Genomic DNA, 16,470 nt, shown 5'->3' with positions numbered 1-16,470 from the left:
TGTGGCATGCGCGGCGGGCAGACTAGGCTGAGGGCAAAAGAACTAGAAGAGCATGCGCCCATGAAGTTGCCCAACCTGGACTTGGTCAACCAGGATTCTCCCTACCTGCGCCAGCACCGCGCCGGTTTCCGCTTGCTCAGTTTTGACGATGAGTTGGAGCAGGCCTTCGGCCGCTACCACATCACCGCGTTTCTGGTGCGCATGCGCGGGTCGCTGCTGGTGGCAATGCTGATGATGCTGCTGTTCGTGGTGGTAGATGCCGTCAGCCTGCCCGAGAGCGTGCGCAACCGGACCCTGGCCATACGCCTCGGCGTGATTGTGCCGACGCTGCTGCTTGCCTGGTTGGCCACCTACCAGCGGCACTTGCGTCCCTATCTGCAGATGATCGGCGCCGTTGCGGCGCTGGCCGGCGGACTGGGTGTGGCCGGGATCATCTGGATCGCTCGCGCCCATGACTTCCCGCTGCCCTACGAGGGCATCATCCTGGTCACGGTGTTCTTCTACTTCCTTACTGGGTTGCGTTTCGTCACCGCCGCGCTATGCGGCTGGCTGACCTTCTGCGCCTATCTGCTGGTGGAGGTGCTTAGCGGCCTGCCCGCCGAGCAGCTGCTGTACAACGTGGTATTTCTCGCCAGCGCCAACCTGATCGGCTGCTTCGGCTGCTACTTCCTCGAATACGCCAGCCGGCAGAACTTCCTCGCCCAGGGCCTGCTGCAGGACCTGGCGGAGAAGGATTTCCTCACCGGCCTGCTCAATCGCCGCGCCTTCAGCGAGCGGGCCGAACGCAGCTGGCGCCAGGCCCAGCGTGAGCGGCAGTCGCTGGCCCTGGTGATGATGGATGTCGACTACTTCAAACGTTACAACGATCACTATGGCCACGCCGCTGGCGACGAGGCGTTGCGTGCGGTGGCCCAGGTGATCGGCCAGCAGGCGCGGCGCCCGCTGGAGATGACGGCGCGCTACGGCGGCGAGGAGTTCGTCGGCCTCTGGTACGGCATCGAGGAAACGCAGGTCATGTCGATCCTCGAAGGTATCCGCAGCGAGATCGAGGCGCTGGGCCTGCCCCATGCGCAGTCGGAGGCGGCAGGGGTGGTGACCATCAGCATCGGCCTGGCCTATCTGCTGCCGCAACCGCACCAGAGCCTGGAAGATGCCCTGCGCCTGGCCGATGTGGCGCTGTACCTGGCCAAGGAACAGGGGCGCAACCGGCTGGTAAGCAAGCGGCCGGGTGGTCCGGCGTGAGGCGGCGCTTCATTCGGGCCGGGCGAGCCGTTATCCTGCGCGGATGAAAACGACCCTGCCCCTTTGCCTGATCGCCGCCCTCGCCGACAACCGCGTGATCGGCCGCGACAACCAACTGCCCTGGCACCTGCCGGCGGACCTCAAACACTTCAAGGCCAAGACCCTTGGCAAGCCGATCATCATGGGCCGCAAGACCTGGGACTCGCTGGGTCGCCCGCTGCCCGGCCGGCTCAACCTGGTGGTCAGCCGCCAAGCCGGGCTGGTGCTGGAAGGTGCAGAAGTCTTCGCGTCGCTGGACGCTGCCATTGTCCGCGCCGATCAGTGGGCGCGCGAACAAGGTGTCGACGAACTCATGCTGATTGGCGGCGCGCAGCTCTACGAACAGGGCCTGGCGCAGGCCGAGCGCCTGTACCTGACCCGCGTGGCGCTGCAGCCGGACGGCGATGCCTGGTTCCCGTCCTACGACGAAGCTGCCTGGGACTGCATCGAGCGCGAGCCGCAGGCGGCCGTCGAGCCGGCGCCGGCGCACTGCTTCGAGACCTGGCAGCGCCGCTGACTCCACCCGTTTACTGATTTGCGTCGCCCCCCAGCGGGGGCGCCGTCCTATGCTGGTGCCGGTACGCTGGGCGCCGAGGTTACCCCATGACTGAGCACATTCCGGATCACGCGGACACCGAACAGGTCGCCGAGATCTTCGTCCGCCATCCGCTCTGGGAAGATGCCCTGGCGCTGCTGTTCGGCACCGCCATGGTCGCCCTGGGCATCGCTTTCTACAGCCATGCCGGGCTGCTCACCGGCGGCACGGTGGGCCTGGCCTTTCTGCTCAAGTACCTGGCCGGCTGGCCGTTCGGCCTGGTGTTCTTCCTGCTCAACCTGCCGTTCTATGCCCTGGCGCTGTGGCGCATGGGCTGGCAGTTCACCCTGCGCACCGCCTGCGCCGTGGCGCTGGTGTCGCTGCTCGCCGAGCTGACGCCGCGCTGGGTGGTGTTCGCCGAGCTGAACCAGCTCTACGCCGCCGTCTTCGGTGGTTTCGCCATGGGCCTGGGCCTGCTGATGCTGTTTCGCCACCGCGCCAGCCTGGGCGGGGTGAACATCCTCGCGCTGTTCCTCCAGGAACGCTTCGGCCTGCGCGCCGGCGCGGTGCAGATGGGCGTCGATGCGGCCATCGTACTGGCCTCGATCTTCGTCGTGGCGCCGGACAAGGTCGCCCTCTCGGTGCTTGGCGCGGTGGCGCTGAACATGGTGCTGGCGATCAATCACCGCGCCGACCGCTATATGGGCGTGAGCTGATCAGCCCAGTTCGATCAGCTCGCCGCGCACCGCGCCAGCGTCGAGATGCAGCAGGCCGACGCTGATCGGCAGCTTGAAGCGCCGTGGCCCGGCACTGCCCGGATTGATATAGAGCACGCCGTCGCGCTCCGCGATCAGCGGCTTGTGCGAGTGTCCGGTGACCACCACCTGGATATCGGCGGGCAATGGCTCCGGCACATCGGCCAGCTCATGGCTGACGTAGATGCCCACACCAGCGCTGCGCAGCACGGCGCTGCCGGGAATGGCGGCGGCCCAGGCATCGTCCTTATCGTTGTTGCCGCGCACCACGGTCAGCGGCGCCAGTTCGCGCAGGGCCTCGAGAATCTCCGGCTTGCCGATATCGCCGGCATGGATCAGCTGCTCGCAGCCCTGCAAAGCCGCCAGGGCCTCGGGGCGCAGCAGGCCGTGGGTGTCGGAGATCAGGCCGATCTTCATAGAGGTTCCTGCGTGTTCTTGTAGGAGCCAGCTTGGCTGGCGATCCGTGCCCGGTACAAAGCGATCGCCAGCAAGCTGGCTCCTACAGTGGTTAGCCAAGAACAGGGTGTAGCAAAGAAAAAGCCCGGCGGTTGCCGGGCTTTTTCGTCGTGCCGGACGCGGCTTACTGCACCAGCTTTTCCAGCAGCGCCTTGTCGCGCACCGCGCCCTTGTCGGCGCTGGTGGCGAGCAGGGCGTAGGCCTTGAGTGCGGTGGTGACTTTGCGCGGACGCTGTTCCACCGGCTTCCAGCCCTTCTTGTCCTGCTCGTGGCGGCGATGGGAGATTTCCTCGTCGCTGACCAGCAGGTTGATGGTGCGCTCGTGGATGTTGATCAGGATCTTGTCGCCTTCGCGCACCAGACCGATGGCGCCACCAGCTGCTGCTTCCGGCGAGGCGTGGCCGATCGACAGGCCCGAGGTGCCGCCGGAGAAGCGGCCGTCGGTGAGCAGGGCGCAGGCTTTGCCCAGGCCCTTGGATTTCAGGTAGGAAGTCGGGTAGAGCATTTCCTGCATGCCCGGGCCGCCTTTCGGGCCTTCGTAGCGGATGATGACGATATCGCCTTCCTTCACTTCGTCGGCGAGGATGCCGCGCACGGCGCTGTCCTGGCTCTCGTAGATCTTCGCGCTGCCTTCGAATACATGGATGGATTCATCCACGCCGGCGGTTTTTACCACGCAGCCGTCGAGGGCGATGTTGCCGTACAGCACGGCCAGGCCGCCTTCTTTCGAATAGGCGTGCTCGAAGCTGCGGATGCAGCCGTTTTCACGGTCGTCATCCAGGGTGTCCCAACGGGTCGACTGGCTGAACGCGGTCTGCGTCGGGATGCCTGCCGGGCCTGCTTTGAAGAAGTGGTGCACGGCTTCATCGTCGGTCTGGGTGATGTCCCATTTAGCGATGGCTTCGGCCATGGATTTGCTGTGCACGGTCGGCAGGTCGGTGTGCAGCAGGCCGCCACGGGCCAGCGAGCCGAGGATGGAGAAGATGCCGCCAGCGCGGTGTACGTCTTCCATGTGGTACTTCTGGATGTTCGGCGCCACCTTGCACAGCTGCGGTACGACGCGGGACAGGCGGTCGATATCGCGCAGGTCGAAATCGATCTCGGCCTCCTGGGCGGCGGCCAGCAGGTGCAGGATGGTGTTGGTCGAGCCGCCCATGGCGATGTCCAGCATCATGGCGTTCTCGAACGCCTTGAAGTTGGCGATGTTGCGCGGCAGTACCGACTCGTCGTTGTCGCCGTAGTAGCGCTTGCACAGCTCGACGATGGTGCGGCCGGCCTGCAGGAACAGCTGCTCGCGGTCGCTGTGGGTGGCCAGGGTCGAACCGTTGCCCGGCAGGGCCAGGCCCAGGGCTTCGGTCAGGCAGTTCATCGAGTTGGCGGTGAACATGCCGGAGCAGCTGCCGCAGGTCGGGCAGGCGCTGCGCTCGTACTCGGCGACCTTCTCGTCGGAGGCAGTGGAGTCGGCGGCGATGACCATGGCATCGACCAGGTCCAGGCCGTGGCTGGCCAGCTTGGTCTTGCCGGCTTCCATCGGCCCGCCGGAGACGAAGATCACCGGGATGTTCAGGCGCAGGGCCGCCATCAGCATGCCGGGGGTGATCTTGTCGCAGTTGGAGATGCAGACGATGGCGTCGGCGCAGTGGGCGTTGACCATGTATTCCACGGCGTCGGCGATGATCTCGCGGCTCGGCAGCGAATAGAGCATGCCGTCGTGACCCATGGCGATGCCATCGTCGACCGCGATGGTGTTGAACTCTTTAGCCACGCCGCCGGCCTTCTCGATCTCGCGGGCGACCAGTTGGCCGAGGTCCTTCAGGTGCACGTGGCCGGGCACGAACTGGGTGAAGGAGTTGGCGATGGCGATGATCGGTTTCTTGAAGTCTTCGTCCTTCATCCCGGTGGCGCGCCACAGGGCGCGGGCGCCGGCCATGTTGCGGCCGTGGGTGGAGGTCTTCGAGCGATAGTCAGGCATGACGGTTCCTGGGGCTGGTCAGGGTTATCTTCGTAGGGTGAGCGTGCGCTGAACCGGATGCAAACGGCAGGTGGCCGTGCGTTCGGAGGGGCCGTCTGGCGAAGCGGGGTCGCCGCTTGCAGGGCCTGGGCTCACTGGCCCGCCGGGGATGGTTGGCGAGAGATGAACCGATTCTACGCCGCCCGTGCCTGCCGGGGAAAGGCTGACGGTCGGGCGGGTAGTGGGGCGTGTCGCGATCAGCTGTTGGGCAGCAGGCGGCAGGTCAGGCTCTTGATGTAGCGGGTTTCGGCGATGGCCGGGTGTACCGGGTGATCCGGGCCCTGGCTGCCGCGTTCGAGCAGCTGGATATTGCGGTCCAGGTGGCGGGCGCTGGTCAGCAGGATGTTTTGCAGGTGGTCCTCTTCCAGGTGCATGGAGCAGCTGGCGCTGACCAGGATGCCGTCCTTGCCGAGCAGGCGCATGGCAGTTTCGTTGAGGCGGCGGTAGGCGGCCTCGCCGTTCTTGATGTCTTTCTTGCGCTTGATGAAGGCGGGCGGGTCGCAGATGACCACGTCGAAGCGCTCTTCGGCGGCTTTCAGTTCCTTGAGCGCCTCGAACACGTCACCTTCGACACAGGTGAGCTTCTCGGCCACGCCGTTCAGCGCGGCATTGCGCTCGACGCCGTCGAGGGCGAAGGCCGAGGCGTCCACGCAGAACACTTCGCTGGCGCCGAACGCCGCCGCCTGCACGCCCCAGCCACCGATGTAGCTGAACAGGTCGAGCACGCGCTTGCCCTTGACGTAGGGCGCTAGGCGCGCGCGGTTCATGCGGTGGTCGTAGAACCAGCCGGTCTTCTGTCCGGCAATCACCGGGGCTTCGAACTTCACGCCGTTCTCTTCCAGGGCGACCCACTCCGGCACCTGGCCGAATACGGCGTCGACGTAGCGCGGCAGGCCTTCGGCATCGCGCGCCTTGGAGTCGTTCTTGAACAGGATGCCGCGCGGCTTGAGTACCTGTACCAGGGCTTCGATCAGGTCGTGCTTGTGGTGTTCCATGGTGGCGGAGGCCAGCTGCACCACCAGGTAGTCGCCGAAACGGTCGACCACCAGGCCCGGCAGCAGGTCGGAGTCGCCGTACACCAGGCGGTAGAAGGGCTGGTCGAACAGGCGATCGCGCAGCGACAGGCAGACGTTGAGGCGGTGCACCAGTAGCGACTTGTCGAGGATGTGCTTGACGTCGCGCGACAGCAGGCGGGCGCAGATCAGGTTGTTCGGGCTCATCGCGACGATGCCCAGGGCCTTGCCGCCGGCGGCTTCGAGGATGGCCTGGTCACCGGCCTGGAAGCCGGTCAGCGGGGTGGCGGCGACGTCAATCTCGTTGCTGTAGACCCACAGATGGCCGGCGCGCAGGCGACGATCGGCATTGGCTTTGAGGCGCAGGCTGGGCAGGGACATCGGGGGTACTCCGCGAAAAAGAGCGGAATTATAGCCGCAGAGGGTTCCTGGCGGCTGCAGCGATGGCAGTCGCGGGCAATGAAAAAGAGTGCATGTGCGACCACTGGTCGGCGCCCGTTCGGGCAAAACCCGCTGGCGCCAGCCGTTTGCGGCCTGGCAGCAAAACTCCTACAAAAGTTGGCTGTGGAGTCGGGAATGCTTTGGCTAAACTGTGGCGACTTTCTCATTTCAGTTGCCCGCTCATGGCCCAAGACCTTTCCGCCGAACAGATCCAGCAAGTACTGCAGGGCATCAGCGTGCCGCCGCAGCCGCAGATCATGGTCGACCTGCAGATGGAGCAGTTCCTGCCCAATCCGGATCTGAAGACTATCGCCCGGTTGATCAGCCAGGACCCGGGTCTGTCCGGCGCGCTGCTGAAAATCGTCAACTCGCCGTTCTTCGGCCTGGCCAACCGCATTGCCTCGATCCAGCAGGCGGTCAACCTGCTCGGCTGCAACTCGGTGATCAACCTGATCAATGCCCAGTCGATCAAGGGCGAGATGAGCGACGAGACCATCGTCACCCTCAACCGCTTCTGGGATACCGCCCAGGACGTGGCGATGACCTGCCTTACCCTGGCCAAACGCATTGGCTACCAGGCGCCGGACGAGGCCTATACCCTCGGCCTGTTCCACAATTGCGGCATTCCGCTGATGCTCAAGCGTTTTCCGGATTACATGACGGTGCTGGAGGAGGCGTACTTCAATGCCAGCAGCGAGCGGCGTGTGGTCGATACCGAGAATCGCCTGCTCAACACCAATCACGCGGTGGTGGGCTACTTCACCGCCAAGTCGTGGAACCTGCCGTTGCACCTGTGTGAGGCAATTGCCAATCACCACAACGCGCTGTCGTTCTTCGAGGACGACACCGGTCGCGATGCCCAGCTGAAGACCCTGATGGCCATCCTCAAGATGGCCGAGCATATCTGTGGCAGCTACCGGGTGCTGGGCAATCAGGAAGAAGACCACGAGTGGAACAGTATCCAGCAGCAGGTGCTGGAGTATGTCGGCCTCACCGAGTACGACTTCCAGACCCTCAAGGAAAGCATCCACGACCTGGGCGCCTGCTGAGCCGGTTCGTTCGTCGGCAGCTTCCTGCTAAGGTGGCTGCCTCTCTCTGCAGTATCCGTCGTTCGTCATGCCTGAACTCCCTGAAGTCGAAACTACCCGCCGCGGTATCGCGCCCTTTCTCGAGGGGCAGCGCGTCAGCCGCGTGGTCGTGCGCGAGCGTCGGCTGCGCTGGCCGATCCCCGAAGACCTCGATGTGCGCCTGTCCGGGCAGCGCATCGAGTGCGTCGAGCGGCGTGCCAAGTACCTGCTGATCCAGGCCGAGAGCGGCACCCTGATCGGCCACCTGGGCATGTCCGGCAGCCTGCGCCTGGTGCCGGTGGGCACGCCGGCGGCCAAGCACGAGCATGTCGATATCGAACTGGAGTCGGGCCTGGCGCTGCGCTACACCGACCCGCGGCGCTTCGGCGCGTTGCTCTGGAGCAGCGACCCGCTCAACCATGAACTGCTGCGCAAGCTGGGCCCGGAACCGCTGACCGGGCTGTTCGATGGCGAACGTCTGTACCAGCTGTCACGCGGCCGTTCGATGGCGGTCAAGCCGTTCATCATGGATAACGCGGTGGTGGTGGGGGTCGGCAATATCTACGCCAGCGAGGCGCTGTTCGCCGCCGGCATCGACCCGCGCCGCGAGGCCGGGACGCTTTCCCGGGCGCGCTATGTGAAGCTGGCCGAAGAGATCAAACGCATCCTCGCCCATGCCATCGAGCGTGGCGGCACCACCCTGCGCGACTTCGTCGGTGGCGATGGCCAGCCAGGCTATTTCCAGCAGGAGCTGTTCGTCTACGGGCGTGGCGGCGAGTTCTGCAAGGCCTGCGGCAGCACGTTGCGCGAGGTCAAGCTGGGTCAGCGGGCCAGCGTCTATTGCCCGAAATGCCAGCGCTAGATGGCTCTCCCCCTCTCTTGGCAGGCGCCATACTCAGAATAAGAACAAGCAGTAGGAAACATGATGGACGGCAATTATCTGCCGGCCAATCCGTTCGCGGAGTGGCTGGGGCGTAGTGTGTTGAAGCTGATGGGCTGGCGTATCGAAGGGCAGATGCCGGCGTTGGACAAGTTCGTGGTGATTGGTGCGCATCACACCTCGAACTGGGATTTCGTGATCTTCATCGCCGTGAAGTTCGTCCTGCGCCTGAATGCGCGCTGGTTCGGCAAGCACAGCATCTTTATCTGGCCCTTCAGCGGGCTGTTGAAAGCCTGGGGCGGCATCCCGATCCTGCGTCATCTGCGCCTGAACATGGTCGAGCAGGCGATCCAGAGCTTTCGCGACAACCGCGAGTTCATCCTAGTGCTGTCGCCGGAAGGCACGCGCAAGAAAGTGGAGCGCTGGCGCATGGGCTTCTACCATATCGCTTGCGGTGCTGGCGTTCCCATCGTTCCCGGTGCGCTGGACTATCGTAATCGGCGGGTGGTGATCGGCGCGCCGTTTCAGCCGACCGGCGATGCCGAGGCGGATATCAAAGCCTTGTTGGCCTTTTTCCGTCCCTATGAACCGAAAAAGCCGGAATACGCATTCCACGGCGATTGACGGCGTTCACGCTGACATTTGCGTAAGCGCTGTTATAGTTACCAGCATCGTTCTGCATAACTACATAATGAAGGACCGCAATCATGAATCTGTTTCGCACCTCCGCCGCTGTGTTGGCTTTGACCACTGGCCTGCTGGCACTGCCGGCCCAGGCGGAAGTGGTCCAGCAGAATACCAGCGGTGACCCGACCTACACCCTCGAAGCACCCAAAGGCTATGCCATGGCCGGTGACCTGCTCGTCGCCCGTCCGCTGCTGATCGGCGCCACCGTGATCGGTGCCGGCCTGTTTCTGGTCAGCCTGCCGTTCACCGCGGCTGGTGGCAATGTCGGCGAAGCTGGCCAGGCGCTGGTGGTCGAGCCGGGCATGGCGGCTTTCGTGCGTTGCCTGGGTTGCACCGAAAGCGGTTACAAGAAGGACTGATCCTTCTCACGCTGCAGAAAAAAGCCGGTCATTCGACCGGCTTTTTTGTGGCTGCGCGTTTATTTCCACAACTGTGCCTGGCCAATGCCGCGTGGGTCGCTGGCCGCTTCGACCTGGCCGTCGGTCTTGTGCCACAGCAGCACCTGCTGGTTGCCGTAGCGGCGCTCGAGCTTCTTCAGCTGGTAGCCGCGCATTTCCAGGGTACGCAGCTGGCTGGCGCTGAAGGCGTCCGGCTCGTGCTCGATGACATCCGGCTGGAACTGGTGGTGGTAGCGTGGGCTGGCCGGCCACTCGCTCACCGGGCGCTCGTCCAGGTAATCGAGGATGGCCAGCAGCACCATGCTGGGGATGCGGCTGCCGCCTGGTGTACCGAAGGCCGCCAGTTCGTCCGCGCTCTCGATGAAGGTCGGGCTCATGCTCGACAGAGGGCGCTTGCCGGCGGCCACGACGTTGGCCTGGCTGCCGCTAAGGCCGTAGGTGTTGCTGCCTTGCGGGTCGGCGGCAAAGTCGTCCATCTCGTTGTTGAGCAGGATGCCGGTGCCGGGCACGGTGAAGGCAGCGCCAAATGGCAGGTTGATCGACAGGGTGGCGGCCACCGCATTGCCGTCGCGATCCAGTACGTTGAAATGGGTGGTGTGGTCGCCTTCGCGCCAGCTCGGCGCTGGCGGCAGGCTGCTGCTGGGCGTGGCGTTCTGCAGCTCGATGCCTTTGGCCAGGCGCTGCAGGTAGTCGGGAGCCAGCAGCTGGGGCAGTGGGTTGTGCACGAAGTCGGGGTCGCCAAGCTGGCTGCGGTCGCGATAGGCGCGGCGCAATACCTCGACCACATAATGACTGCGCTGGATCTCGCCGGCCTTGCGCCATGGCAGCTGCTGCAGCATGGCCAGGCTCTGCGCCAGGGCTACGCCACCGGCTGAGGGTGGTGGCGCGCTGATCAGTTCGCGGCCGTCAGCCAGTGGATAGCGCAGTGGCAGGCGCTCGACGACCCGGTACTTGGCCAGATCGCGGGCACTCCAGATGCCGCCGGCAGCGCGGACCGCGGCGACCAGTTTCTCGGCGGTTTCTCCAGCGTAGAAGCCGGCATGGCCGTCACGGGCCAGGCGCTCCAGGGTTCGCACCAGGTCCGCCTGGCGCAGCAGGCCGAATTCGGCGGGGATTCGCCCCTGCTCAAGAAAGATCCGCGCACTCTCTGCGTCGGCCTGCAGGGCCTGCAGGCGCCACTCGGCACGCTCGCGATAGACTCGGTCGATGCCGACCCCGTCGCGGGCCAGGCGGATGGCCGGTGCCAGCGAATCGCGCAGAGGCAGCTTGCCGTAGCGCTCCGCCAGCACCACCAGCGCTGCGGGTAGCCCTGGAATGGCGGCGGCCAGCGCGCCGTTGAGCGACAGTTCGCGCTGCACCTGGCCGTCGCGTCGGTAGAGATCGGGGTGGGCGGCCAGTGGGGCGCGCTCGCGGGCATCCAAGAAGCGATAGGTCGGCTGCTCGCCGGCCTGGCGCAGGAGGAAGAAACCGCCACCGCCCAGGCCCGAGCCGTAGGGTTCGACCACCGCCAGCGCAGCGCTGATGGCCACGGCGGCATCGAAGGCATTGCCGCCCAGGGCCAGGGTTTCCAGGCCGGCGACGGTGGCAGCTGGGTGGGCAGTGGCGACGGCGGCCTGTTGCGGTGCGGTGGTGGCCTGGACTTGTAGAGCGCAGACCAGGGAGACCAGAGCTGCGATAAAGAGGTTCTTAAACATGCGATTGGTCGTCGTTAAGCGTGGCGAGCGAAGGTCAGACAAGGCGAAAGTCGGCGAGGAAGCGGAGTTTACTAGTGTAAATGAGCATTCCGAGCCGGCTTGACCAGCCTGCGGCAGTTACTGCGTTGCAACGCAGTATGGCCGAGCGCAGCAGCTTAACGTCGATCAATCAGGCTTTGCCGGTAATGATCAGATACTTCTGCATCAGCTCGTCCTTGCTCTCGACATGGGCTTCGTCGAGGGGGATGCAGTCCACCGGGCAGACCTGCTGGCATTGCGGTTCGTCGTAGTGGCCAACGCATTCGGTGCACAGGTTGGGGTCGATCACGTAGATCTCCTCACCCTGGGAAATGGCGGCGTTGGGGCACTCGGGTTCGCAGACGTCGCAGTTGATGCAGTCGTCGGTGATCTTCAGGGACATGGAACAACTCCTGCCGTGGCCATGGCCGCGACATGCTTAACAATTGATGGGGAATTGTGCCGGATTGGCGGGAGGTACGCCATGCGCGGAGCGACCTGTGGCCGCTCCGCGCCGTGCTGGCTCAGCGCGGGAAGCGCTGAGCCAGGGCCTCGGCCACCGCGGGGTGGACGAACTTGCTGATATCGCCACCGAGTGCGGCGATTTCGCGCACCAGGGTCGAGGAGATGAAGGAGTATTTTTCCGAGGGGGTGAGGAACATGCTTTCCACGTCCGGCGCCAGCTGACGGTTCATGTTGGCCAGCTGGAACTCGTACTCGAAGTCCGATACGGCGCGCAGGCCGCGCAGGAACACATTGGCCCCTTGCTCCTTGGCGAAGTGCGCGAGCAGGGTGGAAAACCCCACGACCTCGACATTCGGCAGGTGACTGGTCACTTCGCGGGCCAGTTCGACGCGTTGTTCCAGGGTGAACAGCGGATTCTTCTTCGGGCTGGCGGCCACCGCAATGATCACGCTGTCGAACAGGCGTGCGGCTCGCTCAACCAGGTCGCCGTGGCCCTTGGTGATGGGGTCGAAGGTGCCCGGGTACAACACTCGATTCATCGCATCGTCCTGTTCGGAGCGGTAGGAGTCGCGGATGGTAGCGCAGCAGGTCGCCAGGGCCAAGCCGGCGGGTTTAGTCGGAGATGCTGCGGCCTTGCCAGAGATGCAGGGCGAGTGCCGGCAACAGGCAGGCCAGAGCGATCCAGTCGGCCAGCAGCACGCGGCGTACGGCTACGTTGTAGCCCGGCTCGCCCCAGGCCAGCAGGATAAAGCTCAGTACGCTGATCAGACCTGCGCCCAGGGCCACTGACCGCAGCCCCGGCAGGAACGCGGCGGCCGCCAGCAGGGCGCCGAGCAGGCCGAACAGCACGGCGCGGTGGCGCATCAGCAGTTGCAGGTTGGGCTCGTCCAGCGTCAGGCCGTACAGGCTGTTGAGCCGCTCGCCACCCAGCACGCCGGCCAGCGGCAGCAGGTGGATGACGGCGGCGACCAGCAGCAGGGCGGCGATCAGCTTGTTCATGACCGTTGTCTCAGGCCTTGAGGCGTTCAGCCAGCCGCGTGGCGAGCTTGGCGGTAAGGCCATAGATCGACAGCTGCGGGTTGGCGCCGATGCTGGTGGGGAACAGCGAACCGTCGTGGATCGACAGGTTTTCCAGCTGGTGATGCCGGCCCAGGCTGTCGGTAACCGCCATGCGCGGGTCTTCACCCATGGCGCAGCCGCCCATCACGTGGGCACTGCCCAGGCGAGTGCGGAACAGGGCCAGGTCGAGGCGGTCGATCAGGGCCTTGGCTTCGCCCAGACTCTTCACATAGTCAGCATCGGCGTGCAGCGGCAGCACGGCCTTGGCGCCGGCGGCGAACTGGATCTCGGCCATGCTGTGGAAGGCCCGGCGAATACCGTCCCAGGTATAGTCGGTCATGCGGTAGTCGAGCACCGGCGTGCCGTCGCCGCGCAGCTCCACCGTGCCTTCGGCGCTGTCCGGGTGGAAGCCGTCGCGCATCAGCGCCAGCATCACGTTGGTGTGCGGCAGCTGCTCCATGCGCAGGGCGTTGTCGACGCCGAAGCGGCCGAGCATGGTGGCGGTAAGCGCCGGCTGCAGCGGTGGCACTTCGAGCTTGTAGGACATGTGCCCGGTGGCGCCGTCCGTCCACTGGAAGTGGTCGGAGTACACTGATTGCGGGGCGCCGTAGAAGGGGTTGATGACCTGTTCGAACTGCGCCGCGGAGAAGTTCACCACATGCAGGAAGGTGCGCTTGCCTGCGCGCTCATGTGGGTCCGGGGCCTGCGAGCGCAGCAGCAGGGCGGGGGTGTTGATGCCGCCGCCGGCCAGTACATAGTGGCGCGCCTTGACCATGATGCGACGGCCATTGGGGGCCACGCTGCGCTCGTCCATTCCTAAGCATTCCAGGCCGGCGACGCGCTCGCCGTCCAGCAGCAGGCGTTCGGCGCGGGCCAGGTAAAGCAGGCTGCCACCCTTGTCCAGGGTTGCCGGGATGGTGGTGACCAGCATCGACTGCTTGGCGTTGACCGGGCAGCCCATGCCGCAATAGCCGAGGTTCCAGCAGCCGCGCACGTTGCGCGGGATGATCTTCCAGCCGTAGCCGAGCTTGTCGCAGCCGGCGCTGATCACCGCGTTGTTGGCGTTCGGCGGCATGGCCCAGGGCGCGACGCCCAGGCGCTGCTCCATCTGCGCGAACCAGGGCGCCATCTCTTCTGCGCTATGGCCCTTGACGTTGTGCGCCTCGGCCCAGTGCTGCAGGGTCGGCTCCGGGGTGCGGAAGCTGGAGGTCCAGTTGACCAGAGTAGTACCGCCCACCGCGCGGCCCTGCATGATGGTGATGGCGCCATCCTTGCTCATGCGGCCGATGCCTTCCTGGTACAGCTGCGGGTAGGCGTCGGCCTCCTGCATCTTGAAGTCGCTGCTGGTCTTCAGCGGGCCTTCCTCGATCAGCAGCACCTTGAACCCGGCGGCGCTGAGGATTTCGGCGGTGGTGCCGCCGCCCGCGCCGCTGCCGACGATGGCCACGTCGGCTTCCAGCAGCAGGTCTTTTTCCAGGCGTGAGCCGTCGTAGGTGACCCAGCCTTTGGCCAGGCCTTCACGGAAAATGTCAGGTACGGGCATGTCGATTCTCTTGTTATTAGGGCGTGCGCTGGCTTACAGGGCGTACGGCGGCGGGCCGGGATAGCCGCAATGGCCCCAGGATTCGGGGCGCGAGTACCAGGCCATCTGCACCAGTTGCAGCAGGGAGACGTGGCCCATGCGCAGCAGCTCCAGCGAGCTGTTCTGCCAGCGCTCGAGGAAGTGGCGGATATCCGCCGCGCTGGCATTTTCCCAGCTGCCCCAGATGCCGGTCAGCGGGCCGCGGGTAACCGCCATGGCCTGCACGTCGAACAGCTGCACGGTCAGCTTGAGCAGTTCCGGCGACAGGTAGTTGAGACTCAGGTCGATGCTGCGCAAGGTGCCTTCGATAGCGGCTGGCATGCCGTCGGCGGGCACCGCGCCCTCCAGCACCACCGGGATCAGGGCGCGCAGGAACGGCATGTCGGTCAGACGCAGCACCTGAAAGCCACTGGCCGGCACGCTGGCCGAGCAGCCGCTGAGGGTGGCGCTGACGCCGGCCGTGGCGAGGAAGGCCGTGCCGAACAGGCCAATCTTGAGCAGGCCGCGGCGCGACAGCTGCGGCGCGGCGAGAGCGGTGTCGTTCATTGTTGTTTTCACCCCGCTGGCTTAGCGCACGAACAGTTTGTGGATCAGCTTCTGGATGCCGGTGCCATAGGGAGGGTAGATGAACTTGGCGGCGTTGAAGCGCTGCTTGATGAACACGCCCTTGGCCTTGCTGAAGGTGAGGAAACCTTCGTGGCCGTGGTAGTGGCCCATGCCGGAGGGGCCGATGCCACCGAACGGCATGTCGTCCTGGGCCACATGCAGCAGGGTGTCGTTGAGGCACACGCCACCGGAGTGGGTTTCGTGCAGCACGCGTTGCTGCTCGGCCTTGTCGTAGCCGAAGTAGTACAGCGCCAGCGGGCGCGGGCGATCGTTGATGTAGGCGAAGGCGTCCTCGATGCGCTGGTAGGACACGATCGGCAGCAGCGGGCCGAAGATCTCGTCCTGCATCAGCTTCATGTCGTCGCTGACATTCAGCACCAGGCTGTGGCTCATGCGCCGGCCCTGGTCGTCGCCGAGCAGCGGGATTACCTGCGCGCCCTTGCTTTCGGCATCGCTGACATAGCCCTTGAGGCGGCTCAGCTGGCGCTCGTTGATGATCGCGGTGTAGTCCGGGTTGTTCGCCAGCGTCGGGTAGAAGCGCTGCACCACGCTGCGGTAGGCGGCGATAAAGCCTTCCACGCGCTCCTGCGGTACCAGCACGTAGTCCGGCGCCACGCAGGTCTGCCCGGCGTTCATGGTCTTGCCGAAGGCGATGCGCTCGGCGGCGTCGGCCAACGGTACGTCGGCACTGACGATGGCCGGCGACTTGCCGCCCAGCTCCAGGGTCACCGGTACCAGGTTGTCGGCGGCGGCGCGCATCACGTGCTTGCCGATGCTGGTCGCACCGGTGAACACCAGGTGGTCGAAAGGCAGGCGGGAGAACGCCTGGCCGACGTCGGCCTCACCCAGCACCACGCTGACCAGGTCGGCGGGGAACACCTTGGCCAGCAGGTCCTTGACCAGCTGCGAGGTGGCCGGCGTCGACTCGCTCATCTTGATCATCACCCGGTTGCCGGCGGCGAGGGCGCCGATCAGCGGGCCGAAGGCCAAGTACAGCGGGTAGTTCCACGGCACGATCACGCCGACCACGCCCAGCGGCTGATACACCACCTTGGCGCTGGCCGGCTGGAAGGCCACGCCAACGCTGCGCCGCGACGGCTTCATCCACTTGCCCAGGCGTTTGCTGGCGTAGTCGATGCCGTGCAGGCTGGGCATGATCTCGGCCAGCAGGGTTTCGTTGGCCGCACGATTGCTGAAATCAGTGGAGACGGCATCGATCAGCGCCTGCTGTTCGCTGAGGATCAGCGCACGCAGGGCCTTGAGCCAGGCCCGGCGCTGCTCGGCGGCGGGCATCGGGTTGCTGCGATAGGCGGCGCGCTGGGCGCCCAGCAGGGGTTCCAGCTGGTTGATCTGTTGCTGGCTCTGCTGAAGGTAGGCGATATCGGCAACCATGACGGCATCCTCACGAGGTGGAGTGAAAAGACAGATGCCATTTCTAGAGTAATTGCTCTAAAGTGTCAAATAGTCTGCTGCCCGGTCGTCAGATGAGTCGCAGCCCTGTACTTTTAGTTTCTTTCCGCCT

The 16,470-nt window shown here is 65.1% G+C and carries 17 protein-coding genes; 7 read left to right on the top strand and 10 right to left on the bottom strand.

All coding sequences use genetic code 11. From position 1 onward, the window contains the following. Positions 1 to 60: 60 nt before the first annotated feature. From LRS11_RS03815 to LRS11_RS03805, 3 genes are all read left to right on the top strand, one after another. On the top strand, positions 61 to 1,242 hold the full coding sequence (locus LRS11_RS03815; protein ID WP_260495589.1) for a sensor domain-containing diguanylate cyclase: 1,182 nt from the start codon (positions 61 to 63) through the stop codon (positions 1,240 to 1,242). 43 nt (positions 1,243 to 1,285) lie between these two features. Continuing rightward, the gene (locus LRS11_RS03810; protein ID WP_260495588.1) at positions 1,286 to 1,798 is read left to right on the top strand and encodes a dihydrofolate reductase; all 513 of its coding nucleotides are present in this window, start codon (positions 1,286 to 1,288) and stop codon (positions 1,796 to 1,798) included. Between the two features lie 86 nt (positions 1,799 to 1,884). Then, positions 1,885 to 2,532 (top strand): YitT family protein, encoded by a 648-nt coding sequence (locus LRS11_RS03805; RefSeq protein WP_260495587.1) that lies wholly within the window; start codon positions 1,885 to 1,887, stop codon positions 2,530 to 2,532. Here the strand turns inward: LRS11_RS03805 and LRS11_RS03800 are convergent, their stop codons facing one another. From LRS11_RS03800 to LRS11_RS03790, 3 genes are all read right to left on the bottom strand, one after another. Then, positions 2,533 to 2,988: a metallophosphoesterase family protein gene (locus tag LRS11_RS03800; RefSeq protein ID WP_260495586.1), complete on the bottom strand. Its 456-nt coding sequence runs from the start codon at positions 2,986 to 2,988 to the stop codon at positions 2,533 to 2,535. It abuts the gene before it with no gap. Positions 2,989 to 3,151: 163 nt separating this feature from the next. Beyond that, on the bottom strand, positions 3,152 to 4,999 hold the full coding sequence (ilvD, locus tag LRS11_RS03795) for a dihydroxy-acid dehydratase (RefSeq protein WP_260495585.1): 1,848 nt from the start codon (positions 4,997 to 4,999) through the stop codon (positions 3,152 to 3,154). Between the two features lie 236 nt (positions 5,000 to 5,235). Beyond that, entirely contained in the window at positions 5,236 to 6,432 is a 1,197-nt protein-coding gene (locus tag LRS11_RS03790; protein WP_260495584.1) for a class I SAM-dependent rRNA methyltransferase, read from the bottom strand. A gap of 296 nt (positions 6,433 to 6,728) precedes the next feature. Here LRS11_RS03790 and LRS11_RS03785 point away from each other — a divergent pair, with 296 nt between their 5' ends. The 4 genes from LRS11_RS03785 to LRS11_RS03770 all read left to right on the top strand — a co-directional run bounded on the left by LRS11_RS03785 (position 6,729) and on the right by LRS11_RS03770 (position 9,485). Continuing rightward, positions 6,729 to 7,541, top strand: coding sequence for an HDOD domain-containing protein (locus LRS11_RS03785; protein ID WP_182833140.1), 813 nt, complete (start codon positions 6,729 to 6,731; stop codon positions 7,539 to 7,541). A 67-nt stretch (positions 7,542 to 7,608) separates the two neighbouring features. Then, positions 7,609 to 8,421, top strand: a complete 813-nt coding sequence (mutM, locus tag LRS11_RS03780; protein ID WP_260495583.1) for a bifunctional DNA-formamidopyrimidine glycosylase/DNA-(apurinic or apyrimidinic site) lyase — start codon at positions 7,609 to 7,611, stop codon at positions 8,419 to 8,421. A 63-nt stretch (positions 8,422 to 8,484) separates the two neighbouring features. Beyond that, entirely contained in the window at positions 8,485 to 9,063 is a 579-nt protein-coding gene (locus tag LRS11_RS03775) for a lysophospholipid acyltransferase family protein (RefSeq protein ID WP_260496854.1), read from the top strand. An 83-nt stretch (positions 9,064 to 9,146) separates the two neighbouring features. Next, positions 9,147 to 9,485 carry a multidrug transporter gene (locus LRS11_RS03770; RefSeq protein ID WP_260495582.1) on the top strand — a complete coding sequence of 113 codons (339 nt, stop codon included), beginning with the start codon at positions 9,147 to 9,149 and terminating at the stop codon, positions 9,483 to 9,485. A 59-nt stretch (positions 9,486 to 9,544) separates the two neighbouring features. Here the strand turns inward: LRS11_RS03770 and ggt are convergent, their stop codons facing one another. The 7 genes from ggt to LRS11_RS03735 form a co-directional block, all read right to left on the bottom strand. After that, positions 9,545 to 11,218: a gamma-glutamyltransferase gene (gene ggt / locus LRS11_RS03765; RefSeq protein ID WP_260495581.1), complete on the bottom strand. Its 1,674-nt coding sequence runs from the start codon at positions 11,216 to 11,218 to the stop codon at positions 9,545 to 9,547. A 169-nt stretch (positions 11,219 to 11,387) separates the two neighbouring features. Then, positions 11,388 to 11,639, bottom strand: a complete 252-nt coding sequence (locus LRS11_RS03760) for a YfhL family 4Fe-4S dicluster ferredoxin (protein ID WP_173211276.1) — start codon at positions 11,637 to 11,639, stop codon at positions 11,388 to 11,390. Between the two features lie 121 nt (positions 11,640 to 11,760). Next, complete coding sequence (coaD, locus tag LRS11_RS03755; RefSeq protein ID WP_260495580.1) at positions 11,761 to 12,240, bottom strand: pantetheine-phosphate adenylyltransferase; 480 nt, start codon at positions 12,238 to 12,240, stop codon at positions 11,761 to 11,763. Positions 12,241 to 12,313: 73 nt separating this feature from the next. Then, complete coding sequence (locus LRS11_RS03750; protein ID WP_260495579.1) at positions 12,314 to 12,700, bottom strand: phosphopantetheine adenylyltransferase; 387 nt, start codon at positions 12,698 to 12,700, stop codon at positions 12,314 to 12,316. 10 nt (positions 12,701 to 12,710) lie between these two features. After that, positions 12,711 to 14,303, bottom strand: coding sequence for a GMC family oxidoreductase (locus tag LRS11_RS03745; protein WP_260495578.1), 1,593 nt, complete (start codon positions 14,301 to 14,303; stop codon positions 12,711 to 12,713). Between the two features lie 33 nt (positions 14,304 to 14,336). After that, positions 14,337 to 14,888 carry a twin-arginine translocation pathway signal protein gene (locus tag LRS11_RS03740; protein WP_260495577.1) on the bottom strand — a complete coding sequence of 184 codons (552 nt, stop codon included), beginning with the start codon at positions 14,886 to 14,888 and terminating at the stop codon, positions 14,337 to 14,339. Between the two features lie 21 nt (positions 14,889 to 14,909). After that, the gene (locus tag LRS11_RS03735; RefSeq protein WP_260495576.1) at positions 14,910 to 16,340 is read right to left on the bottom strand and encodes a coniferyl aldehyde dehydrogenase; all 1,431 of its coding nucleotides are present in this window, start codon (positions 16,338 to 16,340) and stop codon (positions 14,910 to 14,912) included. Between the last annotated feature and the right edge of the window lie 130 nt (positions 16,341 to 16,470).

The organism is Pseudomonas sp. J452 (assembly GCF_024666525.1).
GTDB lineage: Bacteria > Pseudomonadota > Gammaproteobacteria > Pseudomonadales > Pseudomonadaceae > Aquipseudomonas.
Note: the sequence above shows the minus strand (reverse complement) of the source record. Positions and strands in the feature narration are given on the sequence as shown.

Bases quoted from the DNA above. Each gene is read 5' to 3' on its own strand.
- LRS11_RS03790 (WP_260495584.1), bottom strand. From the start codon at position 6,432: ATGTCCCTGCCCAGCCTGCGCCTCAAAGCCAATGCCGATCGTCGCCTG.
- mutM (WP_260495583.1), top strand. From the start codon at position 7,609: ATGCCTGAACTCCCTGAAGTCGAAACTACCCGCCGCGGTATCGCGCCC.
- LRS11_RS03800 (WP_260495586.1), bottom strand. From the start codon at position 2,988: ATGAAGATCGGCCTGATCTCCGACACCCACGGCCTGCTGCGCCCCGAG.
- LRS11_RS03815 (WP_260495589.1), top strand. From the start codon at position 61: ATGAAGTTGCCCAACCTGGACTTGGTCAACCAGGATTCTCCCTACCTG.
- LRS11_RS03810 (WP_260495588.1), top strand. From the start codon at position 1,286: ATGAAAACGACCCTGCCCCTTTGCCTGATCGCCGCCCTCGCCGACAAC.
- LRS11_RS03735 (WP_260495576.1), bottom strand. From the start codon at position 16,340: ATGGTTGCCGATATCGCCTACCTTCAGCAGAGCCAGCAACAGATCAAC.
- LRS11_RS03805 (WP_260495587.1), top strand. From the start codon at position 1,885: ATGACTGAGCACATTCCGGATCACGCGGACACCGAACAGGTCGCCGAG.
- LRS11_RS03760 (WP_173211276.1), bottom strand. From the start codon at position 11,639: ATGTCCCTGAAGATCACCGACGACTGCATCAACTGCGACGTCTGCGAA.
- LRS11_RS03740 (WP_260495577.1), bottom strand. From the start codon at position 14,888: ATGAACGACACCGCTCTCGCCGCGCCGCAGCTGTCGCGCCGCGGCCTG.
- LRS11_RS03745 (WP_260495578.1), bottom strand. From the start codon at position 14,303: ATGCCCGTACCTGACATTTTCCGTGAAGGCCTGGCCAAAGGCTGGGTC.
- LRS11_RS03770 (WP_260495582.1), top strand. From the start codon at position 9,147: ATGAATCTGTTTCGCACCTCCGCCGCTGTGTTGGCTTTGACCACTGGC.
- coaD (WP_260495580.1), bottom strand. From the start codon at position 12,240: ATGAATCGAGTGTTGTACCCGGGCACCTTCGACCCCATCACCAAGGGC.
- ilvD (WP_260495585.1), bottom strand. From the start codon at position 4,999: ATGCCTGACTATCGCTCGAAGACCTCCACCCACGGCCGCAACATGGCC.
- LRS11_RS03775 (WP_260496854.1), top strand. From the start codon at position 8,485: ATGGACGGCAATTATCTGCCGGCCAATCCGTTCGCGGAGTGGCTGGGG.
- LRS11_RS03750 (WP_260495579.1), bottom strand. From the start codon at position 12,700: ATGAACAAGCTGATCGCCGCCCTGCTGCTGGTCGCCGCCGTCATCCAC.
- ggt (WP_260495581.1), bottom strand. From the start codon at position 11,218: ATGTTTAAGAACCTCTTTATCGCAGCTCTGGTCTCCCTGGTCTGCGCT.